The sequence below is a fragment of the Marivibrio halodurans genome, from assembly GCF_017963645.1.
Classification (GTDB): Bacteria; Pseudomonadota; Alphaproteobacteria; order UBA8366; family Aestuariispiraceae; genus Marivibrio; species Marivibrio halodurans.
Genome location: NZ_JAGMWN010000009.1, coordinates 66,481 through 82,903 on the forward strand (window position 1 = coordinate 66,481; position 16,423 = coordinate 82,903).

Below are 16,423 nucleotides of genomic sequence, written 5' to 3' on the forward strand. Positions count from 1 at the left end.
TCATTGACCTGGGTAAAGCGTCACCGGGAGAAACGACAATGTGGGGGTCGGACCTCATCGCGGAGACGATCCGCCGGCTCGGGTTCCGCTTCGCGGCGCTCAATCCCGGCGCGAGCTATCGCGGCCTGCATGATAGTCTCGTCAATCACGAGGGCGGACGGATCGACCTTCTGACCTGTCTGCATGACGAGCATGCGGTCGCGCTCGCCCATGGCTGGGCGAAGGTGACGGACGCGCCGGCGCTGGCGCTGCTGCATTCCAATGTCGGGCTGCTGCATGCGGCGATGGCGATCCACAATGCCTGGGTCGATCGGGCGCCGGTCGTCGTGCTGGGCGCGAGCGGCGCGATGGACGCGACCCGGCGCCGTCCCTGGATCGAATGGATCCATACCATGCAGGACCAGGCGGCCATCGTGCGCCCCTATACCAAATGGGACGACCAGCCGGGTTCCGCCGTCGCGGCGGCGCGGTCATTGGCGGAAGGGACGTTTCGCGCGGGCCACGCGCCGCGCGGACCGGTTTATGTCTGCATGGATGTGGCCTATCAGGAAACCGATATCCCGGACCCGCCCCCGGCGGAGACCTTGGCGCGTCTGCCGCGCATGGACCGCCCCGGCCCCTCGGCCGAACGGGTGGCGGAGGTCGCCCGGCTGCTGCGCGCGGCGGAGCGGCCGTTGCTCGTCTTCGGGCGGGTCTCGCGCGGGCTCGACGATTGGATGGCGCGGATCGCGCTGGTGGAGAAGCTGGGGGCCCGGGTCGTGACCGATCTCCGCTCCGCCGCCGCCTTTCCCACCGACCACCCGGCCCATGTCGGTGCGCCCGGTTTCGCGCCCGACCGCGACCAACAGGCGGCCTTGGAGGCGGCGGATATGATCCTCGCGCTCGACCCGATCGATCCGGCGACATTGTTGGCCGGGCGGCCGGGGACGGCGGTTCTGGCCTCCCTCGATCACGGCGCGCACCGTGGCTTCGTGAAGGATTCCCATGCCCTGCCCGGCGCGATCGACTGGATCGCGTGCGATCCGGACGCGATGATATCGGCCCTGGCCGCGCATTGCCGTGGCGGATCGGAGGCGCCCGCACCGGGTGGAATCTGGTCCTCGGCGATGCCGGGGGGCGACGCGGGCGGGGCGGAGAAGCCGCCGGCCCACGGTCTTGCCGCCGATGGGCCTTTCGCGCGCATGGCCCGGGCCCTGGAGCAGGTGCGCCGAACCATGCCGATTACCCTGACGCGTCTGCCGCTGGGGTGGTGGGGCGGGCTTTTGCCGTTCCGCTATCCGCTCGACTATCTCGGTCGCGACGGAGGAGAAGGCTTGGCCTCCGGTCCCGGGATGGCGGTCGGGGCGGCGCTGGCGCTCAAGGACGGCGACCGGCTTCCGGTCGCGATCCTGGGCGACGGCGATTTCGTCATGGGGGCTTCCGCGCTTTGGACGGCCGCGAACAACCGTCTGCCGCTTCTGGTCCTGGTGGCGGCGAACGGTGTCTACGGCAATGATGTCGTGCATCAGCGTCGGGTGGCCGAAGCGCGGGGGCGGTCGCTCGAGTCCATATGGGTTGGTCAATGCCTGGACGATCCGGCGCTGGATATCGCCGGGATCGCGCGTGGGTTCGGTGCGTTGGAGGCGGTGCGTCGGGACGGCGAGGCCGCCGATCTGGAGGATGAAATCGCGCGTCTGGCCCAACGGGCACGGGCGGAGGACGGGGTCTGTGTGCTTGAAATCCTGATGCCGGCGCGCACGCCGGGCTGACAGCCACATGCGCGCCGACACGAAAGACGCCCGGCCGCGCCCGTTCCCAGCTCCCCGTTCCCAGTCCCCAGCTTCCGTCCGCGGGTTCCCGGCTCAGATCTTGGTGAGTTCGAGGGTCGAGGGGGCGAACATTTCCTCGACCGTCACCCGACGCTCGGACAGCCCCTGGCGGTGGTGATAGCCGAGGAAGGTTTCCAGCACCTTTCGGTTCTCCTCGGCGCCGTAGCTCCAGAAATCCTCGCCCATCAATTCGACCGTCTGGTCCCGCTCCATCACCGACCAGGGCAGGCTGACGAATAGATGGCCGATCTGGGACAATTCGTACATCGCATGCCGCTTCGCCTCCAGGAAGGCCTTGTAGAGATTGACCGCGACCCAGGGGTGATGCTCGTAGATCGAGCGGCGGATGCCGATCAGATGCATGATCGGGAATATTCCTGTACGCCGGTAATAGTCCTGCTCCGCGGCGCGGTAATCGGGGAACATCCGCGCGACGCCGGGCGTGCCTTTCAGGAAGCAGGAGGGCGCGCGCGCCGTGATGAGGGCGTCGATTTCCCCCGTCGCCAACATGTCGGAGAGGGTGCGTTCCGCCGGAATCGGCTTCAGGTCGATATCCCCGGGCAGGGCGATGGTCGAGCGTTCGGTTCGTCCGGGGTCTTCCAGCCCGCCCTGACGCCAGGCGACGGACCGGGTGTCGACCCCATATTCATCCTCCAGGATACCGCGAATCCAGACCGTCGCCGTGATCTGATATTCCGGCAGGCCGATTACCTTGCCCTTCAAGTCGGCGGCGGTCTCGATACCCCGGTCGGTACGGATATAGATGCCGGAATGCCGGAACAGGCGCGAGACGAAGGCGGGGATGCCGACATAGGGGCAGTCGCCGCGCGCGGTCAGCATGGTGAAACTGCTCATCGACAGTTCCGTCACATCGAATTCCTGGAACTTGAAGGCCCGATGGAACGCCTCCTCCGGTTCGAGCGCCGTCGGCAGGATTCGGCATCCATCGACCCGCGCGCGCCCATCCAGCACCGCCCGGCAGCGGTCGTAATCGCACACCGCGAGACTGAGTTCCAAGGCATCGGCCATCCACGCTTCTCCATCCGTTTCGAACGTCCTTATCCGACGGACGTTACGTTGGTCCCTTGACACCGTTAAGAGTCATCTATTAACTAAATGGTTAGTATAAACATCAGAACAGGGGACTCAATATGAAACTGGGATCTGCAACACGCTTCGCATTCGCCGCGGCCGCGCTCTGCATGGCCGGCTTCACCTCGGCCCAGGCCGAGCCGGTGGAGATGAAGGCCGCCATCTATACCGGCACGCCGACCTCGCCGTTCCGCACCACCTTCGATGCCTTCGTGGAGTTCGCCAATGAACAGGGCACGGACGAGCTGAATATCGCCAGCGTGGTGGGGCCGGAAGCCATTCCGACCAACCAGCAGGCCCGCGCGCTCGCCGATGGTCTGGTCGATATCGTCGCCGCTCCGCCCAGCTATTTCGAGAATCTCGTCCCCGGTCTCGGCGGCATCAGCGCGCCGCGCGTGACCACGCAGGAGATGCGGACCAACGGCGCCTTCGACGCCATCAACGAGTTCCTGGAGCCCGCCGGCATCCGGATGGTCGGCCTCTATGCGGGCGATGTATCCTTCCACATCTTCACCAACGAGCCGGTGCGCTCGCTGGATGACTTCAAGGGATTGCGTCTGCGCACGACCAACACGGTCAAGGCGCTCTTCAATGCGCTGGAGGCCGAGCCGCTTCAGATCAGCCGCGGCGAGATCTATACCGCGCTGGAGCGCGGCGTCGCCAACGGTTATTCCAACATCAACTCGGAACTCTACGGGTCGAGCTGGATCGAGGTGGCCAAGTATCGTGTCGGCCCCGGCTTCTATACCCCGAATATCGCGATCTTCATGAATCTCGAGCGTTATAACGGGTTGAGCGAGAAGCAGCGTGCCGTGATCGAGGCGGCCGGCCTCTATGTCGAGGGCGGGCCAAGCTGGGCCATGCAGGCGGCCGAGGAAGCCGCGATCGAACGCGCGGTGACCGAGGACGGGTTCGAGGTGATCGATCTGCCCGAGGAGGACAGCGCGAAGTTCCTCGATATCGCCTATGAATCGACCTGGGAGCAGATCACGGAGCGGGCGCCCGAATTCAGCGCCAAGCTGAAGCCGCTTCTGCTCGGCCACGAGTAAGATCATCCGGTATTATCCTTGACGGCGCCCGGCCTTTCCGGCCGGGCGCCGCGAGGTGCGGGGCGCGGACCCCGGCCCTGACCCCGGATCCGGTCCGGGGTGGGTTCCTCCGCGATGACGAGGGATGGACGGATGGTCTTCTGGAAGGTTTGGGACAGGGTTCTCGATGCGTTGGTCGCGTTCTCGGCCGCGCTTGTCGGCTTGATGGTGGTCGGGGTTTGCGCCGACGTCACTCTCAGAAATCTGGAACTCGGGGGGCTGCCCTGGGTCTTCGATTTCGTCGAGTACGGCATCCTCGGCGTCACCACGGGAATGGCCGCCTATGTCCTGAAACTCGGCCGTCACGTCGAGGTCGATCTCGTCCTGATGTTCATGCCGGAGCCCGTGGTCCGGGTGATGCGCACGCTCGCCATGCTGATCGTCATGGGCGCGTCGGCGGCGCTCTGCTGGTACGCGGCCCGCGCGGCGGTCCAGGCCTTCGAGCAGGGATCGATGATCTTCCGCTACGTCCTCGTGCCGGAATGGATACCTTTCGCGTCGGTCTCCGTGATGTTCGGCACGCTCGCGATCGAGGCGCTGCGCCGGTGCTTCGTCGCCGGCCGTAAGCCGGGCCCCAATACGGCCTTCTGACTTCCAACTCATCAGCGCCGGCAAGGGCGAGGGACGACATCATGGAATGGTATTGGGTCATGACCCTGCTGATCGGCACGACGATGGGCCTCATGCTCTTCGGCCTGCCGGTCGCCTTCGCCTTCTTCAGCGCCAATATCGTCGGCGCGATGGTTTTTCTGGGCGGCGAGACGGGACTGGTTCAAGTCACCCGCAATGCCGTTGATTCGGTTGTCAATTTCACTCTCGCGCCCTTGCTGATGTTCATCGCGATGGGCGAGATTCTCTTCCAATGCGGTCTCGCGGTGAAATGTATCGACGCGATCGAGCGCCTGTTCACCCGCGTTCCCGGGCGGTTGAGCCTCGCGGCTGTCGGCGGTGGAATCGTCTTCTCCGCGCTTTCGGGGTCGAGCATGGCGAACACCGCGATGCTGGGCAGTACCCTCATCCCCGAGATGACGCGGCGCGGTTATCATCCCAGCATCTCCATGGGTCCGATCATGGCGGTCGGCGGCGTGGCGATGCTGATTCCGCCCTCCAACATGGCCATCCTGCTCGGCACGGTCTCTCAGATCCCGATCAGCTATCTGCTGATCGGCGGCATCGTGCCAGGCGTGATGATCGGCCTGACCCATGCCTCGATCGTGCTGGTGCGGTGTCTGATAAATCCGAATCTGGCCCCCAATTACGAAGTGCCGCGCCTGCCCTTCTGGGAACGGTGGCGCCCCTTCGTGATCTATGTCATGCCGCTGATGCTGCTTTTCGTGGTGGTTGTCGGCAGCATTCTGGGCGGTCTGGCGACGCCGACGGAATCGGCGGCCCTCGGCGCCATGGGCGCGCTCCTCTTCAGCGTGGCCTATGGCCGCTTCAGCTTGCGGATGCTGGGCCGGTCGCTTTACGGCGCGGCCATGATCGGCGGCATGATGCTGCTGATCATCGCGGGGTCGGGAACCTTTTCGCAGATTCTCGCCTTCTCCGGCGCGACGCAGGAATTGGTCGCCCTGGTGCAGGAGATCGATCCGGACCCGATCCATGTCGTCATCGGGATGCTGATGATCCTATTGCTGCTGGGCATGATCATGGATTCGCTCAGCATGATCCTGCTGACCATCCCCTTCTACATGCCGCTCGCCCAGGCGCTCGGGATCGATGTGATCTGGCTCGGCATCCTGGTGCTCTTCGCGATCGAGATCAGCGGCATGACACCGCCCTTCGGTCTGTTGCTGTTCGCGATGAAGGGGGTCTCCCCGCCGGGGACGACGACGGTGATGATCTATCGCGCGGTCGCGCCCTTCGTGGTGGCGGAGCTGGTGCTGCTGAGCATCCTGCTGCTTTATCCGCCGCTGGTCACCTATCTGCCGTCACTGATACAGAATTAGCGGGGGGCCGGGGCTCGCCCCCTTCCCCTCCTTCGCGATACGGGGCATGGGAACTGGTCGGATGCTTTCGATTCTTCTGATCGGCTACGGGCCGATCGCCGCCTACGCGGCGGAAAAATTCGCGTCGGAGCCCGATATACGCCTGGCCGGGGTTCTGGCCCGCCCGGGACGGGAGGACGCGGCGCGCGCGCTGCTGGACCCCGGGGGCGCGGGAGGCGCGGTCTGGACCGACGCCGCCGCGATTCCGCCGGGCGCTGTCGATATCGCCGCCGATTGCGCGGGGCATGCGGGTTTGTCGATGCATGGGGCCGGGTTGCTCGCGGCGGGGATCGACGTGGTGTCGCTGTCGGTCGGCGCGTTGGCCGACCCGGCGCTCGCCGAGGCGTTGGAGCGCGCGGGGCGTGCCGGCGGCGGGTGCCTGGAACTGGCGCCGGGGGCGATCGCGGGCATCGATGCCTTGACGGCCGCGGCCGTCGGCGGGCTTTCGAGCGTGCGGTATATCGCGCGCAAGCCCCCCGCCGGCTGGAAGGGCACGCCGGCCGAGGAAATCCTCGACCTCGACCGGCTGCAAGGCCCGGCGGAGCATTTCCGGGGGCCGGCGCGGGAAGCCGCGCGGCGCTATCCCAAGAATGCCAATGTCGCGGCGATGGTCGCGCTCGCCGGTCTCGGTCTGGACGAGACGGAGGCGGTACTGATCGCCGACCCGACCCTGTCCGGCAATCGGCACGAGGTCGAGGCGGAGGGCGATTTCGGACGCCTCGTCTTGGCGCTCGACGGGCGCACCCTGCCGGATAATCCAAAATCCTCCGCGCTCGCGGCCATGAGCCTCGTTCGGACGATCCGCCGCCGGGCGCGCGTCATTCGCATCTGACGGGGCGGGCGGGTCCGGTTCCAGTGGCCGGCGCGCTCAGTGCAGCCCGTCGGTGGCGCCGCCGTCGACCGCGATCTGAACCCCTTGGATATGCCGGGCGGCGGGGTCGCACAGGAAGGCGACGGTCGTCGCCACGTCCTCGGGCGTGCCGATCCGACGGATGCCGGAGGCGGCCTCGCTCTTGGCGGTCGCCTCCTCGACGGAGATGCCTTGCGCCTCGGCTTGCTGTTCCAGCAGGCGCCGCATCCGGTCCGAGGCGGTCATGCCCGGATGGACGATATTCACATTCACATCGTCCATCAGCCCCTGCTTCGAGAGCGCCTTGGTGAAATGGGCCAGCGCCGCGTTGACCGCGCCGCCGATCATGAAGCCCGGCGCCGGTGAATAGGCCGCCGCCCCGCCGATATTGATCACGGTCCCGTGGCTTTCGACCAGCAGGGGCCAGAGCGCGCGGGTCAGCCGCACCGCCCCGTGGAATTTCAGCGCGAACCCCGCCATCCAGTCCGCGTCCGGTTGGGCGGGGAAGGCACCGGCCTTGGTATCGCCGGCGCAATTGACCAGGATGTCGACGCGGCCGAAACGCTCCCGCGCGGCCGCCGCCGCTTCCTCCACCCCGTCGAGCGCGCCGAGATCGACGGCGGCCCAGCCGGCGCGTCGTCCCGTCGCCTCGATCGCCTCGGCGACCTCCGCCAGGGCGTCGGCGGAGCGCGCGATCAGGAAGCAGTCGCAGCCGTCCGCCGCCAGACGTTCCGCGATGGCGCGGCCGATTCCCTTGCTCGCGCCGGTGACGACGGCGACCTTGCCGTTCATGCTGGACGGGCTCATGTCTTCCCCTCTTCGATGATGTCCGTTGGTTCGTTCGCAGGTGCGCCGGGGCGGTCAGGCGGAGTCCGCCCTCCCGTCTTCCGCCGCCCCGCCCGGCGTCGGGTGCGTGTGTCCCAGGCTCTCCGACAATTCGGCCGCGATCGCCGCCGTGCGCGGGATATAGGTGGCCATGTCGGAGAAGGACATGCGCCAAACCGGGCCGGAGAACCCGATCGCACCGATCACCTTCCCCCGGAAGTCGCGCACGGGCGCGGCCATGCAGCGAACTTCCGCGTTATATTCGCAATCGTCGAAGGCGACGCCCTCGTGTCGCGCCTTCTCCACCTGAAGGCGCAGTTCGGTTGGCCCCTTCAGCGTGTTGGAGGTATGGGCGTCGAAGGCGATGGCATGCGTCGCGGTTTCGTATTCCGCCTCGTCCAGGCCGGAGAGCAGCGCCTTGCCGATCGCCGTGCAATAGAGCGGGCGCAGCGTGCCCGCGCGCTCCGTCATTTGCAGCGCCTTGGAACCGGAGGCCCGCGCCAGGATCAGGGCGCTGTCGCGTTCCCATATGGCGAAATGCGTACTCTCCCCCGTTTCCTCGGCCAGGCGGTCCAGGAAGGGGGCGACGGTGTTGGACAGCTCGATCTCGTCATGGCAGGCGGAGGCCAGCAGGAAGATGCCCCGGCCGACGCGATATCGCTTGCTGTCGCCCATGGCGTGGAGATAGCCCAGCGCCGTCAATGTCTTGATCAGGTGATAGAGGGTGCTGGTATGCAGCCCGAGCGCGCGGCTCAGATGGGTCAGGGTCACCCCGTCGCGGTGCCGCGCCGTTTCCTCCAGGATCGCGAAGGCACGCTCCAGGGATTGGATTCGACCGGCGGCCTTCTCGGGCTTTTCCGTATCATCACGCATCGCTATTCCTCCATCATGATGTGAGTGGTATACTCACGATGTGAGCAAATCAAGGGGGTTTCGAAACCCCGCACATGATGCGGCGCATTCAAACCCCAGGATGCGATGGGTTTACTGGATATCAACCACCGCATGGTTTGTTTTCTCATATAGTGAAATTAAAAAAATAATATGAGAAAATTTATTGACAGAGAAATCCCCCACCTCGCATAACCTTGCCAGCGTCGGTCAAGAGACGCGGAACAAGAAACCCGGCCGTCGATGTCGGGTCTCCAAGCAGGCGAACTGCACATCCAAGGGAGATGCGAAATGTCCAAGTCCAAGAGTACGCTGGTATCGGCGGTGCGGCGGACGGTCGTCGGGGCCGGTCTTCTCGCCTCGGCCATCGGCCTATCCTCGGGTCTCGGCGCCGGTCCGGCGCTGGCCGACGACGATTGGCCCAACCGGCCGATCACCATGATCGTGCCGTGGGGCGCGGGGGGCGGGACGGATACCGTGGCCCGCACGCTGGCGGCCGCGATGGAACAGAATCTGGGGCAGCCGGTGAATGTCGTGAACCGCACCGGCGGGTCGGGCCTGATCGGCCATAACGCGATGGCGAGCGCGAAGCCGGACGGCTACACGATCGGCACGATCAACGTCGATCTCAGCCAACTCGTCTGCAAGGGACTGACCGACCTCTCGGCCGATAAATTCACGCATATCGCGCTGCTCAACGCCGAAGCCGCGGCGGTCAGCGTCGGTGGGGAGTCCGAGTTCGATTCGCTCGAAGCCGCGCTCGACGCGATCCGGAACGAGCCGGCCGGCACCTATACCGCCTCCGGTACCGGCACGGGCGGCATCTATCACCTCGCCTGGGCGGGGCTGTTGGTGGAAGCCGGGATCGACCCGGCGAAGGTCGCCTGGGTTCCGTCCCAGGGCGGCGGTCCCTCGCTCAAGGACGTGGCCGCCGGGGCGGTCACCTTCGTCACCCCGCCGTTGTCCACCGCCTTGCCGCTGGTCAAGGCGGGCAAGGTGAAGCCGCTCGCCACCATGGGGGCGGAGCGGTTCGAGAAGCTGCCGGACGTGCCGACCGTGAAGGAGGCCGTCGGCGTCGACTGGACCTCCCAGACCTGGCGGATGATCGGCGCGCCCGCGGGCCTGTCGGACGATCTGCGGGACAAGCTCGTCGAGGCGGTTCGTGCCGCCTATGACAGCGAGACCTTCACGGACTTCATGAACGAGCGTGGGTTCTCCAAGACCTGGATGGGCCCGGAGGAGGCGCGGGCGTTCCATGCGTCCGAGGATACCGCGATCTGCGAGGTGATGAAGGCCGCCGGCCTGCAATAGGCCCGGCCATCGGGGAAGGGACGGTGGCGACGTGCTAAGGCGCGCCGCCGTCCACCCCTCTCCGTCCCCGAGGCTTCCGTCCTTACCCCATGCGAGCGAATCGAGGTCTTCCCATGAAGGTCAATGATGCGATCACGGGCGCGCTGTTCCTGCTGCTGGCGATCCTCGCCTTCGTGCATGCGGGCAGCTTCGCCGCCATGCCGGGCGTGCCCTATGGCCCCAGCCTGTTTCCCCGCGTGGTCGCCGGGGTGATGGGGCTCGGCGGGTTGCTGCTGATGATCAACGGCCTGCGGGCACGCCGCGCCGCGGGAGGAGACCCCGGAAATGGGTCGGCGGGTGGTTTGGCGGATGGGGCGGCCGGCCGCTGGGTCACGCTCGCCGATTGGGCGCGGCGCGGGCGCAGTTATCTTCTCTTCCTCGCCATCGTCGGGGTCATGCTCTTCTATATTCTGGCGGCCGACATGCTCGGTTTCCTGCCGACGGTGCTGGCGATGCTGATCGCCTTGTTGAGCGTGACCCGGGGGTTGGGTCGAAGCCTTTCCAACGTGGTCATCGCGCTGCTCACCGCCGTGGGAATCTACCTCCTTTTCGGGTTGGCGCTGCGCGTGCCCCTGCCGGTCGGGCCGGTGGAGGATATGCTGCGGGGGATTCTCTGATGGAAAACCTGCTCGCCGCGATCGATCTCGTCTTCCGTCTCGACATCCTGCTGGTGATTCTGGGGGCCTGTGTCTTCGGCATCTTCGCCGGCGCCATTCCCGGCATCTCCGCGACCGTCGCGGTCGCGTTGCTGGTGCCGATCACCTTCTTCATGGAACCGGTGGCGGCGCTCGCCGCGATCGCCACCGCCGTCGCCATGGCGATCTTCGCCGGGGATCTGCCGGGCGCGCTGCTGCGCATACCGGGCACGCCCGCCTCCGCCGCCTATGCGGAGGAGGCGCACGAGATGACCCGCAAGGGCCAGGGGGCGAACGCGCTCACCATCGCGCTGTTCTGTTCCGTGCTGGGCGGGGTCGTGGGCACGCTGGCGCTCAGCTTCTCCGCGCCGCTGCTGGCCGAGTTCTCACTGGAATTCCAGTATTACGAATATTTCTGGCTCGCCTGCATCGGGCTTTCGACCGCGGCGCTCGTCTCGGCCACCAATCCGGTGAAGGGGCTGGTCTCGCTCTCGATCGGGCTGCTGCTGGCGATGGTCGGGCTGGACCTGATTTCCGGCGCGCCGCGCTTCACCTTCGGCACGTTCGAATTGATGGAGGGCATCCACTTCATCCCCGTGATGATCGGTGTCTTCGCCGTGGCGGAGGTGATGCGCAACCTGATCCATCCCCCGCGCGGCGCGGAGGCCGATACGCGTGAGCAACCGGTCGATTACCGCGCGGTCGGACGAACCGTCTGGCGCTATCGCAACAATGTCGCGCGCGGCTCGCTGATCGGGACGTTGGTGGGCGCGCTGCCCGGCGCGGGCTCCGACATCGCGTCCTGGGTTTCCTTCGGTGTCGCCAAGCGCTTCTCCAGGACGCCGGAGAAGTTCGGCACCGGCCATCCGGAAGGCATCGTCGCGGCCAGCGCGTCGAACAACGCGGCCACCTGTTCCACCTGGATTCCCTCCATCGTCTTCGGCATTCCTGGGGATTCCGTGACCGCCATCGTGATCGGCGTCCTGTTCCTGAAGGGGTTGGAGCCCGGACCGACGGTGTTCGTGGAGAACGCGCCGCTGGTCTATTCGATCTTCGTCGCCTTCCTGATCGCGAACCTGTTCCTGATCCCGGTCGGCTATGTCGCCATCAAGCTGGCCAAGCAATTGCTGCGCGTGCCGCGCGACGTGCTGATGCCGATCATCCTGGTCTTCACCATGGTCGGCGCCTACGCGATCAACAATTCGATGATGGGGATCGCCACGGCGCTCGCCGCCGGCATCCTCTCCTTCTTCATGCAGGAGAACGACTATCCGGTCGCGCCGCTGATCCTGGGCATGGTGATCGGCGTGTTGCTGGAGGAGAACTTCATGCAGGCGATGATCGCTCAACGCGGCGATCTGACCGCGTTTTTCGGCCGGCCGATCGCGGCCGTGCTGGGCACGGTGACGATCCTGATCTGGCTGGCGCCGATCGCCGCTTATATCGCCCGCCGCCGGAAGGCACCGGCCGACCCGAAGGAGGCGCGGGCCGGGTCGGGTGCGGGGCCGTCCGCCCGATGACCGGCCCGGCAACGAACACTGACTTCAAGGAACACCGCGTCGTGAGCGCGCGCTTAATGGGAGATCGATCGGATGGCTGAAACCAAGGGCGGCGACTTGATCGCCGAACATCTGATCCGCGAGGGCATGCCTTATGTCTTCGGCATTTGCGGGCACGGCAATGTCGGCATGCTGGATGCGCTCTACGACCGGCGGGACGAGATCACGCTCGTCTCCCCCCGGCATGAGCAGACGGCGGGCCATATGGCGGATGCCTATTACCGTGTCTCGCACCAGCCGGTGGCGACGCTGACCTCCTGCGGGCCGGGATCGGCCAATATCCCGATGTCGCTCGCCTGCGCCCAGGCCGACAGTTCCACCTTCCTGGCGATCACGGCGAACGTGCCGACCTCGCAGTTCAACCGTGCGCCGTTCCAGGAAACCTACATGCACAATCAGGCGAGCTTTCCGGACGTGGTGAAACCGTTCGTGAAACGCTCCTTCCAACCGACCCGGGTGGAGATGCTGCCGCTGGCGCTGAGTCAGGCCACCAGCCTGATGACCAGTGGCCGGCCGGGGCCGGTCAATCTGGACGTGCCCTATAATCTGTTCCAGGAGACCGCGGACGTGGCGCTGCGCGCGACCCCGCCGGGCCGGCTCGCCACCCGTCCCGGCGCCTCGCCCGAGGCCATCGCGGCGATCGCCGACGCGCTGCTGGCGGCGGAGCGGCCGGTGATCTTCGTCGGCCATGGCGTGACGCTGGCCGAGGCGGGAGCGGAACTGACCGCGCTTCAGCACCTATTGCAGATTCCGCAGGTCGCCTCGCCCAACGGCATGGGGTCGCTCGACATGCGCGATCCGCTCTCGCTCGGCTTCATCGGGCGCAACGGGGCGTATCCGGCGAACCAGGCGGCGCGGCGCGCGGATCTGGTGCTGTGCATCGGGGCGCGCTTCGACGACCGCTCCGCCTCCTCCTGGAAACCGGGTTATTCCTGGAATTTCCCGCCGGCGAAGCTGATCCAGGTGGATATCGACGCGGGCGAGCTGGGCCGCAACTACGAGCCCACGATCGGCGTTCAGGCGGATGCCCGGATCTTCCTGATCCAGCTTCTCGGCGAGATGGAGCGGCGTGGCGTCAGCCGTCGCGCGGAGACCGCGCCCTGGCTGGAGCTGATCGCCGGCTGGCGGGCGGAATGGGAGGCCTTCATAGGCCCCAATTTCGAGATCGACAGCAATCCGATGCGCCCGGAGCGCGTGGTGCGCGACATCCAGACCACGGCGCCCGACGATATGATCCTGGTTCCCGATTCCGGCGCGCATCACAATTGGTTCATGCAGTTCTGGGAATCGCGGCGACCGCAGAGCATGCTGAACACCTGGGGATATTCGGCGATGGGCTTCGGCGTCTCCGGTGTCCTCGGCGCGAAGCTGGCGGCCCCGGAGCGTCCCTGCGTCGCGGTGGTCGGGGACGGTGGCTTCACCATGACGCCGCATGTCCTGTGCACGGCCGTCGAATACGACATCCCGGCCGTCTGGGTGATCTGGAACAACTATGCCTGGGGCGCGATCCGCGACCTGCAGCATGGCCAGTTCGGCGGGCGGGAGCTTGGCACAAGCTTCACCGCCGGCGCCAACGCGGAACCCTATAATCCGGATTTCGCGGCGCTCGCCCGCGCGCACGGGGTCGACGGCGTGAAGGTCAGCCGCTCCGACGATTTCCGCGACGCCCTGACCCAGGCGATCGCCAGCAACAAGCCCTGGGTGATCGATCTGGAGGTCGATCCGGGCGTCAAGCCGCCCTCGGTCGGCACCTGGGAATTGCCCCCCTTGCCGACGCCGGAGCCCGCCTTCGGCCAACCCTGGCGTCCCGACGGGACCTGACGACCCCCGATATGCCTTGGTCGCCCGTCCCGGCGACCCCGACGAGACATGAAGGACCGGATCGCATGAGCAGCAAGCCCTCCCCAACTTCCCCCCAGGCCTCCCCGCAAACCCTCCCGCATTATATCGGCGGGGAGGCGGTCGCCGGCACCGACCTTTTCGAGTGCATGGACCCCTATCGGAACGAGCCGGTTTGCCGCGCGCCGACCGGCGGCGCGGCGGATGTGGCCGCCGCGGTCGCGGCCGCGCGCGAGGCGGCGCCCGCCGTGGCGGCGATGCCGGCCTATGAACGCGCGGCGATCCTGCGCCGCGTGGCCGATCTGGTCGTCGAGCGCGCGGACGAGATCGGCGCGATCATGGCCCGCGAGACCGGCAAGGCGCTGGGCGACGCGCGGGGCGAGGTTAAGCGCTCGATGGATACGCTCTCCCTTTCCGCGGAGGAGGCGATCCGGATCGAGGGCACCCACGTTCCCCTCGACGGCAGCGCCATGGGGCATGGCAAGATGGCCTTCCTGATGCGCTTCCCCGTCGGGGTCGTCGGCGCGATCACGCCCTTCAACGCGCCCTTCAACCTCGCCTGTCATAAGCTGGCGCCGGCCTTCGCCGCCGGGAACGCCAGCATCATCAAGCCGCCGCAGCAATGCCCGATGGTGGTGCACCGGCTGGTGGAGTTGTTCTACGAGGCGGGCATGCCGCGCGCCTTCATCCAGGTCGTGCATGGCGGCCCGGAGACGGGCCGGGCGCTGGTGGAGAATCCGGGCGTGGATTTGATCACCTTCACCGGCTCCAGCCGCGTCGGCGCGATGATCCGCGCGGCGAGCGGGCTGCGCCCCGTCGCGCTGGAACTGGGCGGAACCGGCCCGACGATCGTGTGCGACGACGCGGACCTGGACGCGATCGCGCCGCTTCTGGCGCGCAACGCCGTGCGCCTCGCGGGGCAGAGCTGTATTTCCGTGCAGAATATCCATGTGCCCCGCGCGCTGGCCGACACGCTCGGCAAGAAGATCGCGGCGGAGATGGAGAAGCTGGTGCTGGGCGATCCGCTGGCCGACGGCGTCGATGTCGGCACGCTGATCGACGAGGCGGCGGCCAGGCGTGTCGAAGGCTGGGTCGACGAGGCGCGGCAAGGCGGCGCCCGGGTACTGACCGGCGGCGCGCGCGACGGCGCGGCCTATCAGCCGACATTGCTGACGGACGTGACGTCGGACATGAAGGTCGTATGCGACGAGGTCTTCGGCCCGGTCGCCAGCATCGTCGCCTATGACGATCTCGACCGCGTGGCGACGGAGATTTCGGAGAGCCGCTACGGCCTGCAATGCGGCGTCTTCACCGACAGCACGAAGCGCGCGCTCTCGCTCGCCCGGCGGCTGCGCACGGGCGGGGTCATCATCAACGGTTCGTCGACCTGGCGCACCGATCAACTGGCCTATGGCGGGGTGAAGGACAGCGGCATCGGACGCGAGGGGCCGCGCTACGCCATGCGGGACATGACGGAAGAACGCCTCATCCTCTTCAATTATTGAGCCGTGCCGCCGAAGGAAGGATCGCGACGTGAAAACGGTATTGGTTACGGGCGGCGGGGGGTTCCTCGGCAAGGCGGTGTGCGAGGCGCTGGCCGCGCGCGGGGACGCGGTGGTCGCGCTCGACCGCGGGCCGAGCCCGGGGCTCGACGCCTTCGCCCGCGCCCATCGGGGCGCGCGGGCGGTCGAATGCGACATCATGGATGCCGCCGGCCTTGATGCGGTGATGGCCGAGGTTCGGCCCGACGCGGTGATCCATTGCGCGGCGATCGTGGGCGTCATGGCCTCGCTGGAGAGCCCGGCGGGCGTCTTCCGCGTCAACACGGAAGGTGCCATCAATCTGTTCCAGGCGATGGCGCGCCACGGGGTGAAGCGGGTTCTCCATATCAGTTCGGAGGAAATCTACGGCGCCTTCCGCGCCGCCCGCATCGACGAGGAGCATCCGCAATATCCGCTCTACGCCTATGGCGTCTCCAAGCAGGCGGTCGAGCATCTGGGCCGGACCTACGCGGCGAGCCATGGCTTGGCATGCATCAATCTGCGCACCTCCTGGGTCTATGGGCCGGGTTTCCCGCGCGACCGGGTACCGTGCAACATGGTGAAGGCGGCGTTGCGCGGGCAGCCGCTTCATGTTCCCCACGGGGCGTCGTCGCGCATCGACCATACCTATATCGACGACGCGGTGGCGGGGACGCTGATGGCCCTCGACCATCGCGACCATCCGTTCGACGCCTATCACATCGCCAGCGACAGCGCCCCCTCGCTCGCCGAGATCGCGGACCTGATCGGTGCGTTGGTGCCCGGCGCGCGGATCACCGTCGGCTCCGGCACTTACCGGCATAACGGCGAGGTCGAGATTCCGGAGAAGGGCGCGCTCCGCTGCGACAGGGCGCGCGAGGTCTTCGGCTACCGTCCGCGCTTCGATATCCGCGCGGGCCTGAGCGCCTATCTGGACCATGTCCGCGCGGCGGACGCGGCATGACGCGCGCGAATTCT

General features: G+C 67.0%; 14 protein-coding genes. 11 read left to right on the forward strand and 3 right to left on the reverse strand.

The annotated features are described in order from the left end of the window. Nucleotides 1-38: 38 nt before the first annotated feature. Nucleotides 39-1,748: a thiamine pyrophosphate-binding protein gene (locus KAJ83_RS16330; protein ID WP_210683179.1), complete on the forward strand. Its 1,710-nt coding sequence runs from the start codon at nt 39-41 to the stop codon at nt 1,746-1,748. A 93-nt stretch (nt 1,749-1,841) separates the two neighbouring features. Here the strand turns inward: KAJ83_RS16330 and KAJ83_RS16335 are convergent, their stop codons facing one another. Then, nucleotides 1,842-2,837 (reverse strand): substrate-binding domain-containing protein, encoded by a 996-nt coding sequence (locus tag KAJ83_RS16335; RefSeq protein ID WP_210683180.1) that lies wholly within the window; start codon nt 2,835-2,837, stop codon nt 1,842-1,844. A 122-nt stretch (nt 2,838-2,959) separates the two neighbouring features. On the opposite strand from KAJ83_RS16335, the gene dctP reads away from it, so the two are divergent. The 4 genes from dctP (at nt 2,960) to KAJ83_RS16355 (ending at nt 6,808) form a co-directional block, all read left to right on the forward strand. Next, complete coding sequence (dctP, locus tag KAJ83_RS16340; RefSeq protein ID WP_210683181.1) at nt 2,960-3,949, forward strand: TRAP transporter substrate-binding protein DctP; 990 nt, start codon at nt 2,960-2,962, stop codon at nt 3,947-3,949. A 132-nt stretch (nt 3,950-4,081) separates the two neighbouring features. After that, nucleotides 4,082-4,579, forward strand: coding sequence for a TRAP transporter small permease (locus KAJ83_RS16345; RefSeq protein ID WP_210683182.1), 498 nt, complete (start codon nt 4,082-4,084; stop codon nt 4,577-4,579). Nucleotides 4,580-4,620: 41 nt separating this feature from the next. Further along, nucleotides 4,621-5,937 (forward strand): TRAP transporter large permease, encoded by a 1,317-nt coding sequence (locus KAJ83_RS16350; RefSeq protein WP_210683183.1) that lies wholly within the window; start codon nt 4,621-4,623, stop codon nt 5,935-5,937. A 61-nt stretch (nt 5,938-5,998) separates the two neighbouring features. Beyond that, nucleotides 5,999-6,808 (forward strand): aspartate dehydrogenase, encoded by an 810-nt coding sequence (locus tag KAJ83_RS16355; protein ID WP_210683184.1) that lies wholly within the window; start codon nt 5,999-6,001, stop codon nt 6,806-6,808. Between the two features lie 36 nt (nt 6,809-6,844). Here the strand turns inward: KAJ83_RS16355 and KAJ83_RS16360 are convergent, their stop codons facing one another. After that, entirely contained in the window at nt 6,845-7,633 is a 789-nt protein-coding gene (locus KAJ83_RS16360; RefSeq protein ID WP_210683185.1) for an SDR family NAD(P)-dependent oxidoreductase, read from the reverse strand. A gap of 54 nt (nt 7,634-7,687) precedes the next feature. After that, complete coding sequence (locus tag KAJ83_RS16365; protein WP_210683186.1) at nt 7,688-8,524, reverse strand: IclR family transcriptional regulator; 837 nt, start codon at nt 8,522-8,524, stop codon at nt 7,688-7,690. Between the two features lie 309 nt (nt 8,525-8,833). Between KAJ83_RS16365 and KAJ83_RS16370 the strand changes: the two genes are divergently transcribed. The 6 genes from KAJ83_RS16370 to KAJ83_RS16395 all read left to right on the forward strand — a co-directional run bounded on the left by KAJ83_RS16370 (nt 8,834) and on the right by KAJ83_RS16395 (nt 16,409). Beyond that, a complete protein-coding gene (locus KAJ83_RS16370) occupies nt 8,834-9,853 on the forward strand; it encodes a Bug family tripartite tricarboxylate transporter substrate binding protein (RefSeq protein WP_210683187.1) in 1,020 nt (339 codons plus the stop codon). A gap of 113 nt (nt 9,854-9,966) precedes the next feature. Beyond that, complete coding sequence (locus KAJ83_RS16375) at nt 9,967-10,509, forward strand: tripartite tricarboxylate transporter TctB family protein (RefSeq protein WP_210683188.1); 543 nt, start codon at nt 9,967-9,969, stop codon at nt 10,507-10,509. Then, on the forward strand, nt 10,509-12,047 hold the full coding sequence (locus KAJ83_RS16380) for a tripartite tricarboxylate transporter permease (protein ID WP_246484737.1): 1,539 nt from the start codon (nt 10,509-10,511) through the stop codon (nt 12,045-12,047). Before KAJ83_RS16375 ends, KAJ83_RS16380 begins: the two co-directional genes overlap by 1 nt. Nucleotides 12,048-12,119: 72 nt before the next feature. Continuing rightward, the gene (locus tag KAJ83_RS16385; protein WP_210683189.1) at nt 12,120-13,907 is read left to right on the forward strand and encodes a thiamine pyrophosphate-binding protein; all 1,788 of its coding nucleotides are present in this window, start codon (nt 12,120-12,122) and stop codon (nt 13,905-13,907) included. Between the two features lie 65 nt (nt 13,908-13,972). Beyond that, complete coding sequence (locus KAJ83_RS16390; RefSeq protein ID WP_210683190.1) at nt 13,973-15,430, forward strand: aldehyde dehydrogenase family protein; 1,458 nt, start codon at nt 13,973-13,975, stop codon at nt 15,428-15,430. Between the two features lie 28 nt (nt 15,431-15,458). Then, entirely contained in the window at nt 15,459-16,409 is a 951-nt protein-coding gene (locus KAJ83_RS16395) for an NAD-dependent epimerase/dehydratase family protein (RefSeq protein WP_210683191.1), read from the forward strand. Nucleotides 16,410-16,423: the final 14 nt, after the last annotated feature.

Bases quoted from the DNA above. Each gene is read 5' to 3' on its own strand.
- KAJ83_RS16330 (WP_210683179.1), top strand. From the start codon at position 39: ATGTGGGGGTCGGACCTCATCGCGGAGACGATCCGCCGGCTCGGGTTC.
- KAJ83_RS16335 (WP_210683180.1), bottom strand. From the start codon at position 2,837: ATGGCCGATGCCTTGGAACTCAGTCTCGCGGTGTGCGATTACGACCGC.
- dctP (WP_210683181.1), top strand. From the start codon at position 2,960: ATGAAACTGGGATCTGCAACACGCTTCGCATTCGCCGCGGCCGCGCTC.
- KAJ83_RS16345 (WP_210683182.1), top strand. From the start codon at position 4,082: ATGGTCTTCTGGAAGGTTTGGGACAGGGTTCTCGATGCGTTGGTCGCG.
- KAJ83_RS16350 (WP_210683183.1), top strand. From the start codon at position 4,621: ATGGAATGGTATTGGGTCATGACCCTGCTGATCGGCACGACGATGGGC.
- KAJ83_RS16355 (WP_210683184.1), top strand. From the start codon at position 5,999: ATGCTTTCGATTCTTCTGATCGGCTACGGGCCGATCGCCGCCTACGCG.
- KAJ83_RS16360 (WP_210683185.1), bottom strand. From the start codon at position 7,633: ATGAGCCCGTCCAGCATGAACGGCAAGGTCGCCGTCGTCACCGGCGCG.
- KAJ83_RS16365 (WP_210683186.1), bottom strand. From the start codon at position 8,524: ATGCGTGATGATACGGAAAAGCCCGAGAAGGCCGCCGGTCGAATCCAA.
- KAJ83_RS16370 (WP_210683187.1), top strand. From the start codon at position 8,834: ATGTCCAAGTCCAAGAGTACGCTGGTATCGGCGGTGCGGCGGACGGTC.
- KAJ83_RS16375 (WP_210683188.1), top strand. From the start codon at position 9,967: ATGAAGGTCAATGATGCGATCACGGGCGCGCTGTTCCTGCTGCTGGCG.
- KAJ83_RS16380 (WP_246484737.1), top strand. From the start codon at position 10,509: ATGGAAAACCTGCTCGCCGCGATCGATCTCGTCTTCCGTCTCGACATC.
- KAJ83_RS16385 (WP_210683189.1), top strand. From the start codon at position 12,120: ATGGCTGAAACCAAGGGCGGCGACTTGATCGCCGAACATCTGATCCGC.
- KAJ83_RS16390 (WP_210683190.1), top strand. From the start codon at position 13,973: ATGAGCAGCAAGCCCTCCCCAACTTCCCCCCAGGCCTCCCCGCAAACC.